This is a genomic window from Burkholderia sp. Ac-20344 (assembly GCF_017104975.1).
Taxonomy (GTDB): Bacteria; Pseudomonadota; Gammaproteobacteria; order Burkholderiales; family Burkholderiaceae; genus Burkholderia.
This window is the reverse complement of sequence record NZ_JAAGPP010000125.1, coordinates 1-18,460: the sequence shown is the minus strand read 5'-3', so window position 1 is coordinate 18,460 and position 18,460 is coordinate 1. Positions and strand designations below refer to the sequence as shown.

19 protein-coding genes are annotated in these 18,460 nt (G+C 66.8%); 6 read left to right on the top strand and 13 right to left on the bottom strand.

Annotated elements, in window-relative coordinates; genetic code table 11:
• The first annotated feature begins 170 nt into the window (after window positions 1–170).
• Complete coding sequence (locus G3N64_RS29845) at window positions 171–443, top strand: hypothetical protein (RefSeq protein WP_175866353.1); 273 nt, start codon at window positions 171–173, stop codon at window positions 441–443.
• 61 nt (window positions 444–504) lie between these two features.
• Here the strand turns inward: G3N64_RS29845 and pip are convergent, their stop codons facing one another.
• A complete protein-coding gene (pip, locus tag G3N64_RS29840; protein WP_205787315.1) occupies window positions 505–1,437 on the bottom strand; it encodes a prolyl aminopeptidase in 933 nt (310 codons plus the stop codon).
• Between the two features lie 320 nt (window positions 1,438–1,757).
• Here pip and G3N64_RS29835 point away from each other — a divergent pair, with 320 nt between their 5' ends.
• On the top strand, window positions 1,758–2,909 hold the full coding sequence (locus G3N64_RS29835) for an acyltransferase (protein WP_205787313.1): 1,152 nt from the start codon (window positions 1,758–1,760) through the stop codon (window positions 2,907–2,909).
• Window positions 2,910–2,934: 25 nt separating this feature from the next.
• Here G3N64_RS29835 and G3N64_RS29830 read toward each other — a convergent pair whose 3' ends face one another.
• The 9 genes from G3N64_RS29830 to G3N64_RS29790 all read right to left on the bottom strand — a co-directional run bounded on the left by G3N64_RS29830 (window position 2,935) and on the right by G3N64_RS29790 (window position 12,152).
• A complete protein-coding gene (locus G3N64_RS29830) occupies window positions 2,935–3,753 on the bottom strand; it encodes a multidrug ABC transporter ATPase (protein ID WP_205787311.1) in 819 nt (272 codons plus the stop codon).
• A 115-nt stretch (window positions 3,754–3,868) separates the two neighbouring features.
• Entirely contained in the window at window positions 3,869–4,747 is an 879-nt protein-coding gene (locus G3N64_RS29825; protein WP_205787309.1) for a PhzF family phenazine biosynthesis protein, read from the bottom strand.
• A gap of 192 nt (window positions 4,748–4,939) precedes the next feature.
• Complete coding sequence (locus tag G3N64_RS29820; RefSeq protein ID WP_205787307.1) at window positions 4,940–6,004, bottom strand: 2-aminoethylphosphonate aminotransferase; 1,065 nt, start codon at window positions 6,002–6,004, stop codon at window positions 4,940–4,942.
• On the bottom strand, window positions 6,004–7,185 hold the full coding sequence (aepY, locus tag G3N64_RS29815) for a phosphonopyruvate decarboxylase (protein WP_205787305.1): 1,182 nt from the start codon (window positions 7,183–7,185) through the stop codon (window positions 6,004–6,006). Before aepY ends, G3N64_RS29820 begins: the two co-directional genes overlap by 1 nt.
• Window positions 7,182–8,867 carry a phosphoenolpyruvate mutase gene (gene aepX / locus G3N64_RS29810; RefSeq protein ID WP_205787303.1) on the bottom strand — a complete coding sequence of 562 codons (1,686 nt, stop codon included), beginning with the start codon at window positions 8,865–8,867 and terminating at the stop codon, window positions 7,182–7,184. The genes aepY and aepX overlap by 4 nt, the downstream gene beginning before the upstream one ends.
• A complete protein-coding gene (locus G3N64_RS29805; protein ID WP_205787300.1) occupies window positions 8,864–9,631 on the bottom strand; it encodes a phosphocholine cytidylyltransferase family protein in 768 nt (255 codons plus the stop codon). The genes aepX and G3N64_RS29805 overlap by 4 nt, the downstream gene beginning before the upstream one ends.
• 36 nt (window positions 9,632–9,667) lie before the next feature.
• Complete coding sequence (locus G3N64_RS29800; RefSeq protein ID WP_205787299.1) at window positions 9,668–10,669, bottom strand: HpnL family protein; 1,002 nt, start codon at window positions 10,667–10,669, stop codon at window positions 9,668–9,670.
• Window positions 10,666–11,475, bottom strand: coding sequence for a 2OG-Fe(II) oxygenase (locus G3N64_RS29795; RefSeq protein WP_205787297.1), 810 nt, complete (start codon window positions 11,473–11,475; stop codon window positions 10,666–10,668). The genes G3N64_RS29800 and G3N64_RS29795 overlap by 4 nt, the downstream gene beginning before the upstream one ends.
• Window positions 11,472–12,152 (bottom strand): CDP-alcohol phosphatidyltransferase family protein, encoded by a 681-nt coding sequence (locus tag G3N64_RS29790; RefSeq protein WP_107313512.1) that lies wholly within the window; start codon window positions 12,150–12,152, stop codon window positions 11,472–11,474. Before G3N64_RS29790 ends, G3N64_RS29795 begins: the two co-directional genes overlap by 4 nt.
• Before the next feature lie 653 nt (window positions 12,153–12,805).
• Between G3N64_RS29790 and G3N64_RS29785 the strand changes: the two genes are divergently transcribed.
• Window positions 12,806–14,320 carry an acetyl-CoA hydrolase/transferase family protein gene (locus G3N64_RS29785; RefSeq protein WP_205787295.1) on the top strand — a complete coding sequence of 505 codons (1,515 nt, stop codon included), beginning with the start codon at window positions 12,806–12,808 and terminating at the stop codon, window positions 14,318–14,320.
• 152 nt (window positions 14,321–14,472) lie between these two features.
• Complete coding sequence (locus G3N64_RS29780) at window positions 14,473–14,868, top strand: hypothetical protein (RefSeq protein ID WP_205787294.1); 396 nt, start codon at window positions 14,473–14,475, stop codon at window positions 14,866–14,868.
• On the opposite strand, the gene G3N64_RS29775 is transcribed toward G3N64_RS29780, so the two are convergent.
• Entirely contained in the window at window positions 14,829–15,326 is a 498-nt protein-coding gene (locus G3N64_RS29775) for a DUF2938 domain-containing protein (RefSeq protein WP_205787293.1), read from the bottom strand. The genes G3N64_RS29780 and G3N64_RS29775 overlap by 40 nt on opposite strands.
• 140 nt (window positions 15,327–15,466) lie before the next feature.
• Here G3N64_RS29775 and G3N64_RS29770 point away from each other — a divergent pair, with 140 nt between their 5' ends.
• Window positions 15,467–15,892 (top strand): helix-turn-helix domain-containing protein, encoded by a 426-nt coding sequence (locus G3N64_RS29770; protein ID WP_205787292.1) that lies wholly within the window; start codon window positions 15,467–15,469, stop codon window positions 15,890–15,892.
• A 210-nt stretch (window positions 15,893–16,102) separates the two neighbouring features.
• On the top strand, window positions 16,103–16,486 hold the full coding sequence (locus tag G3N64_RS29765; protein WP_205787291.1) for a hypothetical protein: 384 nt from the start codon (window positions 16,103–16,105) through the stop codon (window positions 16,484–16,486).
• Between the two features lies 1 nt (window position 16,487).
• On the opposite strand, the gene G3N64_RS29760 is transcribed toward G3N64_RS29765, so the two are convergent.
• Together G3N64_RS29760 and G3N64_RS29755 are read right to left on the bottom strand one after the other, a co-directional pair.
• Entirely contained in the window at window positions 16,488–17,390 is a 903-nt protein-coding gene (locus tag G3N64_RS29760; protein WP_205787290.1) for a helix-hairpin-helix domain-containing protein, read from the bottom strand.
• A gap of 181 nt (window positions 17,391–17,571) precedes the next feature.
• Window positions 17,572–18,460, bottom strand: an 889-nt coding sequence (locus G3N64_RS29755) for a sigma-70 family RNA polymerase sigma factor (RefSeq protein WP_205787289.1), incomplete at its 5' end; no start/stop codon positions are given.

The following is an 18,460-nucleotide window of genomic DNA, read 5'->3' as shown; positions in this document are numbered from 1 at the left end:
CGTGCCCGTGCGAATCGCCGTTTAAGTCTTCATTAATACTGCACGCCTAGCATGGTCATGCCGGCGAGCGGATCGGACTCGATCCGGGGCACCGGCGGCATGCGCGGGTGCGTCGACGTCACGGCGCCGCACCGTCGCGCATCGCCATTCCCTTGCAACGGCGGCGGATCATGATCAAGCAATTCGACTACACGCTCGGCAGCGACACGATTGCGCTCTGCGCGAGCTTCGGTGCGGGGCCGGCGTGGCGCCGCGTGCTCGTGAGCCGCGCGGATTCGATGGAGACGCTGGTGGTGCTCGACGCGCGCGGTCTGTCGGGTTTGCTGAAGGTGGCGACCGAGGAGCCGGAAGGGCTGCTCGACGACGCGATCCGCAAGGTCGGCGACGAGCAGCTCGTCGAGCGGGCGATCAGCGGCAAGGCGATCGTCGAAGCGGCGCTTTGACCGGGCGGCGCGTGAGCGTGCCGGCAGGCACGGCCGCACGCACCGCGCTGCATTGCATGGACTACGCGGCGAACCGGTCCGTCGCCGCGATCAATGCGTCCAGGATCCCCGGCTCGTTGTACGCATGCCCGGCACCGGGCACGATCTCGAACGTCGCATCCGGCCATGCCTTCGACAAGTCCCATGCGGTACGCGCGGGTGTCGCGACGTCATAGCGGCCCTGCACGATCACGCCCGGAATGCCGGCGAGGCGATGCGCATCGCGCAGCAGCTGGCCTTCCTCGACGAAGCCCTTGTTCACGAAGTAGTGGTTTTCGATTCGCGCGAACGCGAGTGCGTAGTGACCGTCCGCGAAGTGCGCGGCGAGCGCGGGATCGGGCAGCAGCGTGATCGTGCGGCCTTCCCAGATGCTCCACGCGCGCGCGGCTTCGAGCTTCGCGGCTTCATCGTTGCCGGTCAGCCGGCGGTGGTAGGCGGCCATCAGGTCGCCGCGCTCGGCTTCCGGAATCGGCGCAAGGAAGTCTTCCCACAGGTCGGGGAACAGCCACGACGCGCCTTCCTGGTAGTACCACAGCAATTCCGCGCGACGCATCGTGAAGATGCCGCGCACGACCAGCGCGCTCACGCGCTCGGGGTGCGTTTCCGCGTATGCGATCGACAGCGCGCTGCCCCACGAGCCGCCGAACACGAGCCACTTTTCCGCGCCGACCATCTCGCGCAGGCGCTCGATATCGGCGACCAGATGCCACGTCGTGTTGTTCTCGAGGCTGGCATGCGGCGTCGAGCGCCCGCAGCCGCGCTGGTCGAACAGCAGGATGTCGTAGCGCTCCGGATCGAACAGGCGGCGATGGTCAGGGCTGCAGCCCGCGCCGGGGCCGCCGTGCAGGAACACGGCGGGCTTGCCGGCCGGGTTGCCGCAGCGCTCCCAGTAGATGCGGTGGCCGTCGCCGGTGTCGAGGTGGCCGTGGGCGTAGGGTTCGATCGGTGGGTACACAGGCAGGCTCCGGGTAAGGGTCGACAGGAGGCGGGCGAGGCGCGGGCCGGTGTGCGGGCGGGGGACTACGGATATTGCGCCGCCGCAAAATTCGTTGTGTTGGCATCGGGCCGGCCGCCGCCGGACAAGGCTTGTCATTATGCCCATTCGCCGCCCCGGGCGTCGGGTCGTTGCGGCGTGCGCGGCTGCCCGTGCGGGCCCGGGGATTTTTGAAGTAATTTCATTTCGATATTTTTCATACAAAATCCCGGCGGCATATCGGCGTGCCGAAGCGGGGCGCCGGTCTGCTGCCTATCCACCGTGCCAACGGAAACCAGCCGATGAACCATCGCGTCACGCAGTTGACCGGGTTGCGCGCCGTCGCGGTCGCGATGGTTGTGGTCGGACATGCCGAGCACGTGCTTCCTGGCGGCTATACGGGCTGGTACGCGCCGTTGCGGCTGATCGCCGACGGCCGGCTCGGCGTGCTGATCTTCTTCGTCCTCAGCGGCTTCCTGATCACCAACGTGTTGCGCGCCGAGTTCGCGCGCACGGGCGGCATCGCGCTGACGTCGTTCTACGTGCGCCGCGCGCTGCGGATCTGGCCGGCCTGCTACGTCTATCTCGCGGCGGTCGCGGTCGTGGCCTTCGCCGGCTGGTTCGACGTCGACCGGCGGCAGTGGCTGTATGCGGCGCTGCATCTGTGGAATTACTCGGCGTGGTTCGGGCTGACCGGCGACAACATGCTGCATCCGGACGGCGCGTGGTATCTCGGCCATTTCTGGTCGCTCGCACTCGAGGAACAGTTCTACTGGTTCTGGCCGCTGCTGTTCGTGTACGGGATGCGTCGCGGCGGCACGCGCTGGCTGGGCGCGTTGATTCTGGTCGTGCCGCTGGTGCGCACCGTCACGTATTTCGTGGCGCCTGCGCTGCGCGGGCAGCTCGGGATGATGCTGCACACGGGCGTCGATTCGATCCTGATCGGCTGCTATGCGTCGCTCAACCGCGAACGGCTCGAGGCGTGGATTCGTTCATGGCGCGGAGAGGCGCGCATCGTGACGGCGATCATCGTCATCGTGCTGATCGGCATGCCGCTCGCCGAACATCGGCTTGGTGGGTTCTGGAATGCGACTTACGGCGTGACGATTGAAGCCGCGCTGATCGCGATCGTGATCGTCGTGCTGAATTTCCGTAGCGACTTCTGGTGTGCGCGCTGGCTGCGTACGCGGCCGGTCGTGTTCGTCGGTACGATCTCGTTCAGCCTCTATCTGTGGCAGCAGCCGTTTGCGAACCCGGATCTGACGGTTCCGCACGCGTTTCCGCTCGGGATCGTGTGGGCGTTGCTGGCCGCGACGGCCAGCTACTTCCTCGTTGAAAAACCGTTCCTGCGGCTGAAGGATCGGTATACGGCGCGGGAGGCGCGACGCGTGCGGGATGATGCGTTGCGGATGCCCGCGTCGGGCGATGGGATCGGGCCGAAGGTGGTGGAGTAGGCGGGTGGGGCGGCTCGCCGTAGCGTTACTTGAAGCGCTTCATCGCGGTGGGCGAATACCAGAAGTCCCGGAACATATCGATCCCGTAAGACTTGCCGTCGTATTTGACGACCGTGCGCACGGTGCGTTTTCCCGCGTCCGGGTGTTTGTCGTCGTCGCTTTCCATGCTCGTGACGTGCGCTGTAATCGACAGGTCCGCAAAGCCGTTGTGCGACGTCTTCTCGACAGCAATCGTCATGCGGGCAGACTCGCTGCGCAGGTCACTGGTATCGGGGCCGCATGCGGTACCTGTGACGGCGACCCAGCCGTTGAGATTGGTACCGAATACGGGGCGGATGCGAGCGCCTTCGCGAATCCACAGTGTCAGTTCGTTCTCCATATAGGCATCAGGGCAGCTCGGTCCGTGTGCGGTGCTGCTGAACACGACGCCGAACGCGCGCACGTCTGGCGACAGCCGGTAGGGTGCCGTGTCGATGCGATAGCTGTTCTCGCCAATCTCCGTCGCCGCGTCCTCTTCGACCACCGACCGATCGGCCGCCACGACCTTGCCGCCTTCGACAAGCGCGACGATCTGCAGCTTTTTGCTTTCGTCCGGATTCTTGCTCTTCGGCAGCGAATCGAACGCGACGGCCGCGATCGTCGTTTCGGGCGCATTCGGCATGATCTTGCACGCCGACGCGACGACGAGCCGGTTCGTGTCGCGCGCGGCAAGACGTGCGTTCGTGATGCCGGCCCAGCGGGCGACTGAAACGACGGTCGCGTCGTCGCAAGCCTGATTGTCGGCGGCCTGCACGATGGGGGCGGCGGCGAGCGCCAGCAGTGGAGTGAAGCGAAGGATTCTCATGGTCACGATGGAGAAGATCTTCCACGAATTTTCGTGAGTGTCGTTTATCGACGGGTTGAATTCGCGCCCCATTGAAGCCATTCTGGCATTCGGGAAGCGGACGCTCAAAGCAACATCAGATCTCGACGGCGATCGACCGCATGACAACTCCCGTGCCTCCGGCCATCAATCGCGAGATTTTGCCGCTGTCAGTATCGAGAATGACCTTGATGACGCTCGGCGAGGGCTGCGGCATCAAGTGCCCTTGTTCAATGATTATTTCCGTGTCGCCTGCACCCATCCGCTCATATAGCAAGCACGCCAGAGGCCCGGCTGCCGTTCCTGTCGCCGACTCTTCGGCAATTCCGAAACGCGGCGCGAACATGCGGGCGCCTGCATGGCGCCCGGGCATTTTCGTCGTCGCCGAGAAGACGTAATAACCAATTAAATCAAGATCGTCGCTGATCGATTCAATCGCTTGCTGGTCCGGATGAATCGCAGCCACGGATTGCTCGTCGGGCAACGCAATCATCAGAAAGCTGTTGCCGGTGTTGACGACGGTTGGGCTTTCGACGCTATGGATTTGGGCAGTTGACAAGCCCAGCGATTGAGCGATCTTTTGGGAGAACCGGGAGTCCGCTCCGATTGAGCGATAAATAGGGGAGCGCTGCTCCATCAGAACGATATTGCCATCAATTGCGATGTCTCTACATCCGTCGATCGTTTCTTTCGACGACTTGCCGTCATTCACCCTGCCGATTTCCCTCAAGAGAGAAAATGTAGCGATAGTGGCATGGCCGCAATGAGCGATCTGCCGCGTCGGCGTGAAAAACTCCAACTTGACCGTCGCAGTATTCGATTTCGACACGAACGCGGTTTCTGACAATGCGGCCCGCTGCGCAACATACAACTTCTGACTCGCCGTAAGCTCATCGGCATCAATCACGACGCCTGCAGGATTACCCCCGGCTTTTCCGTCTGTCAAAGCATTGACGATTTGAACTTCAACTCGCACTAGTCCTCCCGATGGACGAAACTCAAACAAAGAGCGGCAAACACCTGCGCCCGTGTCGTTTATCGACGATCTTAAGGTTGGCGCCGACTGACTGCAACTGACCGAATACCGATAGCGTGGCCGGTGATTCTCGAAATGTGCGAACAATAAAAAAAGGCCCTTGCGGGCCTTTTGTCGACGAAAGGGCGCTGTTTACCGCGTCAGCGCCGTAAACCCTTCCAGCAACCGCTCGACATCAGCCGCCTGGATCGCCCCCATCGTCGAAATCCGGAACAACTCCTTCGACAACCCGCCTTGCCCTGCGTAGATCACGAAGCCGCGTGCCTTCAGCCCATCATGCAGCGTCTCGTACGTCACACCTTGCGGCAACCGATACGCACGCAGCACAACCGACGATTCCCCTTCCGGCAGCACCAGCGGCATCCCGCGCGCCGCAAGCCCGGCTTGCGCCTGATCGGCGAGCGCCTTGTAATGCGCATGCCGCGCACGCCGGCCGCCAGCCTCATCGAACTCACGCAGCGCCTCGACCAGCGCGTAATACGCATGCACGGAAGGCGTAAACGGCGTATTCCGCTGATCCTGCAGCTTCGCGAGACGACCGAGATCGAGGTAGTAAGTCCGGCTCGCGGCCTTCGCGAGCGCGCTGCGGCGCACGATCACGAACGCTGCGCCCGGCACGCCGTGCAGGCACTTGTTCGCGGTGGCAGCCACAGCATCGATATCACCACCGGCAAAATCGATCGCTTCCGCGCCAAAGCTGCTCACACCATCCACGAGCATTTTCACGCCGCGCGACCGGCACACCTCGGCAATCGCACCGAGATCATTCAGCCGGCCCGTCGTCGTTTCATGATGAATCGCCGCAACATGCGAGTACCCACCCGCATCGAGCCTTGCACCGATCTGCGCGAGATCAGGCGCCTGCATCCACTCATGCTTCAGCACATCATGCGCGATGCCATACTGCGTCGCGATCTGCGTGATCCGCTCGCCATACACACCGTTCTCGATCACGAGCAGCTTGCCGTCCTTCGGCACCAGCGCCGCAATCATGCTCTCGACGGCCGCCGTGCCCGACCCCGTCATCAGCACGGCCGCCCACTCGGCCGGATCAAGCTCATACGCGGCGACGAGACGCTGACGCGCCTCATCCTGCAGATCGAAGAATTCGCTTTCGCGATGGCACAGATCGGGTTGCAGCAGGCTGCGGCGCACGCGTTCGGTGAGCGTGACCGGGCCGGGGTTCAGCAGCAGCATCAATGGGCTCCTTCAACGTGGGCTTCGGTCTGCGCGGCGCCGATGTGCCGCATCAGACGTGTCTTGACCTCGACGGGCGTGACGGTCGGGCGGGGCAGGCCGTCGGGCACGCCGGTGCGGATCGCGACGCGCACGAACTGCGCGCCATCGGCCGACTCGGCCAGCGCCGCATCGAGCACGTCGAGCGTGTCGCCTTCGACCGCCGACGCATACCCGCACGCGGCAGCAACACCCGCGAACGAAACGTGCTGCGACACCGTTGCCTGGCCGCCCGTCGATTCGTGCGCGCCGTTGTCGAGCAGCACGTGCGTGAGGTTGGCCGGGCCGTAGGTGCCGAGCGTCGCGAACACGCCCATGCGCATCAGCGCGGCGCCGTCGCCGTCGACCGCGACCACGCGCAGGTCGGGGCGCGCGAGCGCGAGGCCGAGCGCGAGCGGCGTCACGCAGCCCATCGAGCCGACCATGTACAGCTGGTTCGGGCGATCGTCGATCGCATAGAGTTCGCGGCCGCAGAAGCCGGTCGACGCGAGCACGACGGTCGAATCGACCGGCGTGTGCGCGATCACGCGCTGCAGCGCGTCCTGGCGGGTCGGCCATGCGTCGGCCGACGCAGCGCGCGACGACGATTGCGCGGCGACATGCGCGCGCGGCTTCGCCGCCGGGTTGGCCTTCAGCTCATACGGCGCGACGCTGCCTTTCTGCATCACGAGCGCGTACGGGCGGCCCGTCGCGTCCATGTGCGCGATCGCGCGGTCGAGTGCCGGGCCGACCTGTTCGGGGTCGGTCGGGAACGTCTCCCACGGGATCTCCATCGTGTCGAGCATCGCGGGCGTGATCGGCCCCATCAGCGCATGCTGCGGCTCGTCGGCGACACCCGGCTGGCCGCGCCACGTGACGATCAGCAGTTGCGGCAGGCGGAACGTCCAGGTCAGCGACGTGAGCGGGCTCACCGCGTTGCCGAGCCCCGAGTTCTGCATCATTGCAATGCCGCGCTTGCCGCCGAGCGTCGCGCCCGCGATCAGCGCGACCGCGTCGCCTTCGTTCGCGGCCGACACGTAATTCAGCGTCGGGTCCTGCAGCACGTAATTGATGAACGGCGTCAGGTACGAGCAGGGCACGCCTGCGTACCAGTCGAAACCGCGCTCGCGCGCGGCCTCGACGAACTGGGCCGCTTCGATCATTGCGCGCCCCCGTTGCCGGTGCCCGGTTCGGACAGCGGCGTCTGGCCGTGCGCGAAGTCGCCCGCGCGGCGGAAGTCTTCGAGATCGTTGACGCCGCGCCAGTGGCCGTGCACGTACTGCACCTCGATCTTCTCGCCGGCGGCGATCAGTTCGTTGAGCAGCGACGGGATGTCGAGCGTGTCGAAATCGGGGCGCGCCTGCAGCGTCGCGAGCGTCGCCTTCAGTCGGTCGACACCGGCGCCGCGCACGTTCAGCAGGCCGATCCAGCGGCCGTGCGGCGTGCCTGCGGCGACGTCGCTCGAGACGCGTTGCAGATACGTCTTCTGGCCGAACAGGCCGCGATCGTCTTCAGCCGAGCAGAGCGCGAAATCGCGCACGCTCTGGTTGGTCTCCGTGAGCGACGAATCGACCACCACGCTGAACTCGGCCTCGCTCTCCGCGAGGTCGCGCACGATGTAGCTGCGGAACAGCAGGTCGCCGTACGAGATCACGGTGTCGCCGGTCAGGCGTTCGGCCGCGCACGCGAGCGATGCGAGCTCGCCCGTCTGGGCATGGCGCTCGTTGACGACGAGCTTGATGCCCGACGTGTCGATCGCATCGGCGCGATAGCCGCCGACCACGGTGATGTCGTTCACGCCGTGCGTCTTGAAGCCGTCGACGAGCCAGCGCAGCAGCGGCTTGCCGGCGACCGGCAGCATGACCTTCGGCTTGTCCTCGGTCACGGCTTCGAGGCCCTTGCCGCGGCTCGCGGCGAGCACGATCGCCGCGTTCGACGCGCGCGACGACGACGACAGGTAGATACGCTCGGCGGCCGAGTATTCGTCGGCGTCCTGCAGGCGGAAGATCTCGTTGACCGATGCAACGCGGTCCTCGACGTTGATCAGCGTTTCGCTCTCGTAGATCTCGCGCGCGGTCGCCTGCATCGCGGATGCCGATGCGCGGATCAGGTGATTCGCCCAGATCACGGTGCTGAAGCCGGCCTGGCGGAACACGTCGGTCGGCGTGCTGTAGTACTTGGTCGGCACGATCACGAGCGGCGCCTTGCCGCTCCATTCACGCGCGAACTGCAGGATCTCGTCCGGGCGCGACAGCTTGCTGTGGATCAGGATCGCATCGGCGCCGGCTTCCGCATACGCGTTCGCGCGGCGCAGCGCCTCGTCCATCCCCCAGCCCGCGATCAGCGCCTCGACGCGCGCGACGATCGAGAAGTCGGGATCGGTCTGCGAATCCTTGCCGGCCTTGATCTTGCCGCAGAACTCGTCGATTTCGGCGAGCGGCTGGCGCTCGCCGCCGATGAAGCTGTTGGTCTTCGGGAACTGCTTGTCCTCGATACAGACGCCGGCGATGCCGCGCTGCTCGAGCTTCTTCACGAGGCGGCGCACGTTGTTGAAGTTGCCGTAGCCGGTGTCGCCGTCGAGCAGGATCGGCAGGTCGCTCGCGTCGGCCATGAATTCGAGCACATCGACGACCTGGGTCCAGCTCGCTTCGTTGTTGTCGCGTACGCCGAACTGCGCGGAGATCGCGAGGCCCGAGGCCCAGATGCCCTTGAAGCCGGCCTCGCGGACGATGCGCGCGGACAGGCCGTTGTGCGCTTCCATCAGGAATTCGAGGTCGCTGCTGACGAGCATGCGGCGCAGGCGTGCGCTGCGCGATTCGGTGAAGTTGGGTTCGCGAGCGTTCATCGTGCGGCTCCTGCAGTGGTGCGTTGAATCAGGGGGAGGATGTCTTGCGTGGCGCGTGCCACATCGTTCGGGAAGTCGATCTCGATCCACGGCGAGCCGGTCACGTCGGCGACGTCGAACGAATGGCCGCCTTCGAGCAGCAGGTCGCGCACGGCTTCCTCGTGCGGCATGTTCGCGCGGCCGCTGTCGACGTAGCCCGCGACGATCGTCGCGAGGCGGCGCGCGGTGTCTTCGGTGAAGCGGAAGAAGCCGACCGATTCGCCGATCGTGTCGTACTCGAGGTCGACCGCGAGCTGCTTGCGCAGCTCGACCGGCACGCCGTTCTTCAGGCACAGCTTGACGGGTTCGTCGCCGGCCTCGAAGTCGCGGTCGATCAGCAGGCGGTCGACCGTCTTGTCGGAATCGGCCACCAGCGCGTGCAGGATGTTCTCGTCATACAGCACGTCGGCGTCCATCAGCAGCACGTCGCCGCCGCGCGTCATCGCATCGGCGACGGTATGCACGGTCAGCACGCTGCCGAGGTCGTAGCGGTCGTTGATCACGATCTCGGCCTGGCGGCCGAGACGCTTCAATTCCTGCTCGACCTTCTCGGACTGGAAGCCCAGCCCGAGCACGATCTCGTCGACGCCCGCGGCATCGAGTACGCGCAGATGGCGCTCGAGCAGCGAAACGTCGTCGAAGCGCAGCAGGCACTTCGGGAACTGCGCCTCGGGCGGTTGTTGCAGGCGCAAGCCGAGGCCTGCCGCAAGAATGATGGCTCGCATGGGTTCTCCAACCAAAAAGCCGGCGGATCTGAACGATCAGTCGGCGAGCGGCTGCGGCGCACGGCGCCGCTGCCAGTTTCTTTCACTGAAATGCAGATAGAGCAGGCCGGGCAGGCCGAGCGCGAGTTCGCGCGCGCGTTTCGCAAGCGACAGCGCGAGCGCCGCGTCGGGCGGCAGTCCGACCAGCGGCGCGAGGAGCAGGTAGCCGCCTTCCTGCGCGCCGAGCGAGCCCGGGATCGCGAAGGCCGCGCCACGAATGGCCTGGCCGACGCTCTCGAGCAGCAGTGCGTCGAGCCAGCTCACCGGGTGCCCGAGGAAGTGCAGCGCGAGCCACACTTCCGCGGTGCCGACGATCCAGCCGACGAGACTCAATGCGAACGTCTTCGCGACCTTCGCACGATCGCGGTACAGCGCACCGACCGCATCGTCGATCGCATCGGCGCGGGTGGCCAGCGACGACCAGTCGCGCGGGCCGAGCAGCTTCGATGCGAGGCGCAGGCCACGGCCGAACAGCCCGCGCCGCTGCGCTACGTAGAACAGCGCGGCGAGGGCGCCGAGCACGCCGGTGGCGATCAGCACGGGCGTGCGCAGGTGCGCGACCGATTCGTGTGTGGCATACAGGCTGAACGTGGCGATGCCGATCAGCGCGAACGCCATCTGCGAGAGCGCCTGCATCGTCGTGCTGACGGTGACGGCCGCCGCCGCGTCGGCCATCCGCGTGCCGCGCTGCGCGAGGTGGCGCACCATCAGCACGGGGCCGCCGATCTGCCCGGCGGGCAGCAGGCTGTTCACCGATTCGCCGACCCAGCGCGCGCGCAGCGCGTTGCCGAGTTCGGCGCCCGGCTGGCCGTGGCGGAACATCACGGAGATCGCCATCGCGTCGATCACGAGCGGCACGACGTGGAACGCCGCGACGAGCGCGAGCCCCCAGCCGGCCGCGAGGAACGTGGACGCGACCGCGCCGACGCCCTGCCATGCAAGGAGTGCAACGAAGAGTGCGGTCCCGAGGGACAGCAGGATGAGGCCGGCGCGTGTCATGACCCGGTCGCGCGTCGCGTCGCCAGTTGCTTGAACACCTGGCGGAAACCGAAATACGCGATCGCGTCCTTCATGTTCGAGATGAAGCGCTTCCACGGCCGCATGCCGGGGTTCGTCACGTATTCGAAGGTGAGCGACACGCGCATCTCGTTCTGGCCGAGCGGGGTGATGCGGTGGCGCAGCTTGTCGCCGTCGAACAGCACGATGCCGCCGTCGGCGATCTGGACGGAGCCCGGTTCGTCCGCCACGTCCGGATTGCGCGTGTGCAGCTCGTAGTCGAGCCGGCACGACGATTCGTCGATCACGCCGATCAGCAGCGTGTAGCGGCGGCCGTCGTAGTACGACGTGTCGTAGTGCCAGCCGATGTGGTCGCCGGGCTTCGTGTAGTAATACAGCGCGTACGCGTGCGGATCGTCGTCCGGCGACAGCATCAGCTTGTCGCCCGTGACCTTCTCCAGGAAGGAGATGAGTGCCTTCGAGCGATACAGTTCGGCGATGTACGGCGCCTGCTCGTCGATCGTATGGCGGCTCACGCTGCCGCCCTGCTTGTGGCCGGGCAGGTAATTGCGGTTCAGGCCGGCCTGCATCGCGCGGGCGGCGTCCGCGAGTTTCGCGTGCGCGTCGGCCGGCAGGAATTGCTCGAGGTACAGGAACGAACCCTGGCGCGTGTAATCGCCGCGCAGGCGGTCGAGGTCGAGCGGGCCGACGCAGTCGGCCACGGTGCGATCGGGATCGGCCGCGGCCGCGCGTGCAGGCGCGGGGCGTGCCGGGCTCAGCACGGAGTCGTCGCGCGTGCTAGGAGTCATTTGGAAGCCTGGATTTCAGTAGGGTTCTGCGAAGCATTGCCGCGCCGGACGATGCGCCACCAGTCGATCACGACCCAGGCGGCGAACAGCGGGGCGCCGATCGACGCCGCGAGCAGGAACGGCTCGACGCCGTCGAACAGCGTCACGAGCGGCAGCAGGTACAGCACGTCTTCGGTTTCGAAGCCGCCGGCGAATGCCTGCTTGGTGCCGGCCTTGCCGGCGAACGATTCGATCCGCATGCGCAGGAAGAAGATCAGCGCGACGGCCGCGCCGGCCACCGCGCCGAGCAGCACCGGCGACGCGGCCATCTGGCCGCCCTGGGCGACGATGCCGACACCCATGCTGACGAACAGCGCGACCGTGACGAGCGCGTCTGCCGCGAGGTCGTAAAAATGACCGATCTTGCTCGACTTGCCGCTGATGCGTGCGAGCTCGCCATCGGTGTGGTCGACGAAATTCGACAGCACGATCAGGAACGCGCCGGCATTGCTCCAGCCGAAGCCGCCGTGCGCAAGGCACCAGGCGCCGGCGAGGCCGATCAGCAGGCGAACGGTGGTGAGGTGATTCGGGGTGACGGGCGTGTCGACGAGCGGTCGGACAAGCGAGCGCGCGAGCCGCGCATCCCAGGTGCGGGGCAGGGGCGGTTCGGAACGTGTGGCGGTTTTTCTTTGGTCCATCGGCGAAATATATACGGAATTGTAATTTGTTGCTTTTTATTCGATCAATGTCCTGACATGAGGGAGTGTTACCGCGTCTTGCAGCGATCGGCCGGCCGAAAAGCGCGTGCGCGAAAGGGCGGCCAAACGGGGCTGCGCGATCCGTATTCCAGTGTGGTTCGCGCCGCGCGGCTGTCAAGGGCGGACGGGCCGCACAGGCCGGTGCGGCGGTGCTTTTCGCGCTTCCCGGCGCACGTCGCGCGGCGCGTGCGAGCTTGATGTGCGTCAGGCCGCGACAAACCGCATCGGGTGACAATTGGCCGCGCCGGACGGGTGTCGGTCATTATCGATCGGCGGGCGATAAATTCCGGTTGAAATCCGGCGATTGATGCGCCCGGGTTGGCGATCGTCGACCGGTCTGTCTGTTCGATGCTTTCGCGCACCTTTCGCGTGGATCCGATTCAAGCGGCGCGCCTGTCACAGAACGGTCGTTCGATACCCGGCAAATCCGGCAAGGATCTTTTGCATTTGGCGGACATTTCGCGGGGATCGCCTCTGCGATACTCCGACCGTGCCTGTGGTGCCGGCCGCCCCTCGCGGCCCCAAGGGCTTCATGTCGCTCAGGAGACACCCCCCGCGACGTCAACGACAGACCAAAGCGTCAGAAACCAGCCATGTCTTCATCACGCATCCTCGCTCCCGCCCTGCGTTCGCTCGTCCGCACCGCCGACGAAGCCGCCGCGCTGATCCGTCCCGGCATGACCGTCGCCATGAGCGGCTTCACGGGGTCGGGCTATCCGAAGGCCGTGCCGGCCGCGCTTGCCGCCCACATCGACGCGGCGCACACGCGCGGCGAGGACTTCCGGATCAATGTCCTGACGGGCGCGTCGACCGCGCCGGAACTCGACGGCGCGCTCGCCCGCACCAACGGCATCTCGATGCGGCTGCCGTACCAGTCCGACCCGACGTTGCGCGACAAGATCAACGGCGGCGAAGTCGACTACCAGGACGTCCACCTGAGCCACGTCGCGCAGTACGCGTGGTTCGGGCTGTACGGCGATCTCGACGTCGCGATCGTCGAAGTCGCGGGCATCCGCGAGGACGGGCTGCTGATTCCGTCCGCGTCGATCGGCAACAACAAGACCTGGCTCGAGCGCGCGAAGCACGTGATCCTCGAGGTCAATGCGCGCCAGCCGCTCGGCCTCGACGGGATGCACGACGTCTACTACGGCACCGCGCTGCCGCCGCACCGCAAGCCGATTCCGCTGACGAAAAGCGACGACCGGATCGGCGAGCCGTACCTGCGCTGCCCGGCCGACAAGATCGTCGCGATCGTCGAGACCGATGCGCCGGACCGCAGCAACGCGTTCTCCGCGCCGGACGAGACGTCCAAGCAGATCGCGCATCAACTGATCGACTTCCTGCGCCATGAAGTGAAGCGCGGCCGCCTGCCGGAAAACCTGCTGCCGCTGCAGTCGGGCGTCGGCAACATCACGAATGCGGTGCTCGCGGAGCTCAGCTCGGCCGGCTTCTCGTACCTGACCGCATACACCGAAGTGATCCAGGACGGCATGCTCGACCTGCTCCAGGACGGCACGCTGGACTTCGCGTCGGCCACCGCGCTGTCGCTGAGCCCGGCCGCCGTGCAGCGCTTCGCCGACGAAATCGCGACGTTCCGCGAGAAGATCGTGCTGCGCCCGCAGGAGATCAGCAACCATCCGGAACTCGTGCGCCGTCTCGGCTGCATTGCGATGAACGGGATGATCGAGGCCGACATCTACGGCAACGTGAACTCGACGCACGTGATGGGCACGAAGATCCAGAACGGCATCGGCGGCTCGGGCGACTTCGCGCGCAACGGCTACCTGTCGTGCTTCATGTCGGCGAGTACCGCGAAGGGCGGCGCGATCTCGCGGATCGTGCCGATGGCGAGCCACGTCGACCATACCGAGCACGACGTCGCGGTGGTCGTCACCGAGCAGGGCCTCGCGGACCTGCGCGGCCTGTCGCCGAAGCAGCGTGCACGCAAGGTCATCGCGACCTGCGCGCATCCCGACTACCGGCCGATGCTCGAGGATTACTTCGAGCGTGCGTCGCGCGAAAGCTTCGGCAAGCACACGCCGCACCTGCTCGCCGAGGCGCTGTCGTGGCACGAGCGCTACGTGCGCACGGGCACGATGAAGGCCTGACCGAAGGCCCGACGCGGGGCGAAGCGGGCGCGCGCCGCGCGTGCGCCCGTCGATCCGTCGCCGTGTGCGCGACATCCACGCTCGCTGCTTTCTGCGGCGGGCGGATCAGCAGCAACAGCGGGATCATCAGCGGCGTCGCGACGAACCTCAGCGTGAAGTCGTTCAGGGACGCGATCATCGACGCCTGCTGGTTGATCGTGCGGTCGAGCAGCGCGATGTCGAGGCGGCTGCCGGCCATCGCCTGCACGGCCGGATTGAACGGCGTGATGTGGGTCGCGAGGTCGGCGTGCGCGACCTGCGTGTTGCGCGTCAACAGCGTCTGCACGATCGAGATGCCGATACGGCTCCCGATGCTGCGCATCAGGCGGCAGGTGGCCGTGCCGTCTGCGCGCTGGGTCCGGCGGCAGCGTCGAGAACGACAGCGCACTCAGCGGCACGAACACGAGCCCCGGCCCGAAGCCTTGCACCACGCCCGGCCACACGACGTCCGCTTCGCGAACGACGGCGATCACCGGGCCAGCGCTGCGAGCGCGAACGCCGACAGATAGAGCCCCACGCCGTAGGACAGATGCGCGACGATGCTGCGCCGGCGCGCAACGCGCGGGTGCGGCGTACGCGATGCCGCGATGCCGAAGCCGAACGCGGGTTGCATCACTAAAAATGGCGCGGCCACGCTGGCGAGGCCGGCGATGATTGCAGGGAGCAGCGTCGGCGTGCTGATCCATGCCGTGCCTGCAACCACGACCGGCAGTGCCGCGAACGCGATGCCGATCGCGTAATGCGCGATCCAGCCGAGCGCTCGCTCGCCCGGCACGGGCGCCGCGGCGCCGATCGACACGTGCCGGAACCGGCCTTGCAGCATGTGACCGATCCAGCGGCCGACCAGCGCATAGTCGAGCGACGGAATGCCGAATGCGCGTCGCCGGAACAGCGTCCACAGGTCCATCGCGAGCGTGGCGCCCGTACCGATCAGCAACAGGTTGAGCAGGAGGTCGGGCAGGCTCATCGCGACCCTCCACGGAGAAGGGCAAAGGCCGCACGGCGCAGCGAAATACAGCGTGGTTTCAGCGGGTTCATGGCAGTCGGCGCTTGTCTTTACGGAGTCGAGCGACTATCTTGCAACTTCAAGTTCACTTGAGGTCAAGCATGAGCCGGCTGGACATTGCAGACGTGGCGCGACGCTCGGGATTGCCCGCGTCGACGCTGCGTTACTACGAGGAAAAGGGGCTGATCGTCCCGATCGGCCGCCACGGGCTGCGGCGGCAATACGACGAGTCGGTGCTGGAGCGCCTGGCGCTGATCGCGCTTGGTCGCGAGGCCGGTTTCTCGCTCGACGACATCCTCGCGATGGTCGGCACGGACGGCCTGCCTGCGATCGATCGCGCGAAGCTCGACGGCAAGGCCGACGAACTCGACCGCACGATCCGCCGTCTCGGCGCCGTGCGCGATGCGTTGCGGCATGCGGCCGTGTGCCCGGCATCGAACCATCTCGAATGCCCGTCGTTCCAGAAGCTGCTGCGGATCGCCGCCCATCGCCATCCGGCGCGCCGCACGAAGGCGGAAGGCGCGTAGGCGGCGCGCATGCGTCGGCGGGCTGGCGTGGCGGCCCGACGGCAGGGTGGCGAGCCGCACCGTTCCGTAACGGACATCACTAACAAGAACAACGGGGTTGCAGCGTGTGGATTTTGCTTGTGCTTTATGTGCTTCCTGCCGCGTATGCGGCATCGAAGGTCGGGCCGCATTACGGGTTTCTCGCCGGGGCGCGACGGTTCGGACGCGGCGATGGTGACGACGGCCGAACTGGCCCCGGAAGACGGCCTCTCCGCCGCGCCACCGGATGACACGCTGACCGTGTTCGTGTCGAACGACGGTGCGTGGTCGGGGTTCCGCGTCGGTGACGAGAGCTTCCGGTTCCGCCACGGTGCAATCACGAGACTGCGGTTCACGCACGTGATGCCGGTTCGCTGGAACGGCGACTACATGGTGACGTTCTGGTTCGACGTACCGAACCGGCAGCGCACGACCGATTACGAGGCATATTCGACCGGGTTCGATCTCGGGGTGGACCGTGCCGGCCGACGCTCACGCGCGCTCACCCATGCATGCCGCGAGATCGCGTCGGTGCTCGACGTCGCGTTCGACATCGACGAGGTCGCCGACGACTGAGTCACCCCGCGTAATACACGCGGCACTCCTGCTCGCGCCCGCGCACGATGCGCTTGCCGACGAGCGACCCGTACGTTTCGGTGAAGACGGTGCGCTGGTGCTCGCACTGCACGGCGTCGTAGAAATAGAGCGACACCCAGTCGGTCGGGCGGGACGCCTCCGGCGTGCGCATCGCGGCATGCAGGCACAGCGCCGTGAAATGCCAGCCGCCCTTGGTCATGTGCATCACGGGCAGCGGCACGTAGCCGTCTGCGTTCAGCCGCCGGTGCGCGGTTGCGCGTTGCGCCATGCCAGGCGTCGGCAACACGCCGGCGGCGGCCCTGTTGCGGTACAGGCGGTCGATGTAGAGCAGCAGCTCGACGGGCGGCTCCGAGCCGCGGCCGGCGTTCTGCGCGCGGCTCTGCCAGCGTCGGCGGCGGCTCAGCACGTCGTCGAGCGCGGTGCGGATGCCGGCCGCGCGCCGCGGGCCGACGCCCGAGATCGTTTCGAGCTGGCCGTTGCGGGCCGCGCGTTCGAGCTCCTCGAGCGTATCGATGTGCAGCAGGTCGTGAATGCGCAGCGCGAGCGCGTGGCCGATGCCGGGCACCGCTTCGAACGCGGAGGTGCGCTCGGCGTCGCCACACAGCCGGTCGAGCTGGCGCCAGCGTCCCGTCACCAGCAGCTCGGCGATCGCCTGCGCGACGCCCGTGCCGATTTCGGGCAGCGTGCCGAGCGCATCGACACCGCCGGACTCGAACAGCGTGCGGATGTCGAGGTCGAGCGCATCGACCGTCTCGGCCGACGCGCGGTACGCGGCAACCCGGTACGGATTCGCACCCTGGTCAGCCAGCCGCTGCGCCGCCTCGCGCAGGCAGGCCGCGATATGCCGGTTTTCCTCGTACGTTTGGCTGGCGCTCGTCTGCATGGCGAGGGACCCGGGGAAGCGCAAACGGAATGGACACGGCGAGCGATGCGCCGGTCGGCTTTTCACCATTGTCGCGACGCGCGCTGAAGAAAACTTGACGCACGTCAATAGCAAACGTAGCACAGGTGCGAAGCGCACGGTCGTGCCGGCCGGCGGCACGACCGTGCGTCGCGTGACGCGATCACGCGTCGAGGAACGACTGCGCGTTCTCGGCCTCGGCGGCCGTGCGCAACGCGGCGAGCGCCCGTTTCTCGATCTGCCGCACCCGTTCGCGCGACATGCCCGCGTCCTGCGCGATCGCGTCGTAGGTATCGGGCTCGGCGCCGCCGAGGCCGAACCGCCGGCGCAGCACGTCGGCCTCGGCCGGCGTGACCGACCGCAGCAGCGACCTCACGCACTCGCGCATGCGCGTGTCGGCCAGTTGCTCGAACGGGCTGGCCGACGCCTGGTCTTCGATCAACTCCACGAGGCCGGTGTCCGCGTCGGGCAGCGGCGCGTCGAGCGACACGGGCTCGGCAGGCAGCGCGAGCACCGCGCGCAGCTTGGCCTCGTCGAGACCGGTTTCGGCTGCGAGTTCGGCCGGCGTCGCCCGGCGGCCCGTGCGCTGGCGAAAACGCAGCGCATGCCGCTGCACACGCTGGTACTGGTCGCCGACGTGCACGGGCACGCGGATCGTGCGTGCGCGATCCGCGACCGCGCGCGCGATCGCCTGGCGGATCCACCAGGTTGCATAGGTCGAGAACTTGAACCCGCGCCGGTATTCGAATTTCTCGATCGCGCGCATCAGGCCGAGGCTGCCGTCCTGCACGAGATCGGGCAGGTCGACGCCGCGGTTCATGTACTTGCGCGCGATCGACAGCACGAGCCGCAGGTTCGCCTCGAGCATCGCGCGCGTGGCGTCACGCACCTTCTGCTGGCCGTCGGTGAGTGCGGCTGCGAGTGCCCGCCGCGCGACCGCGTCGAAGCAGGCGGCTTCGCCCGCTGCGGTGCCATGCGGCGCAGACGCGAGCGTGCGCACGACGCGGCTCGCGTCGTCGACGGCCGGTGCGACCCACGCGATCGAGCCGAGA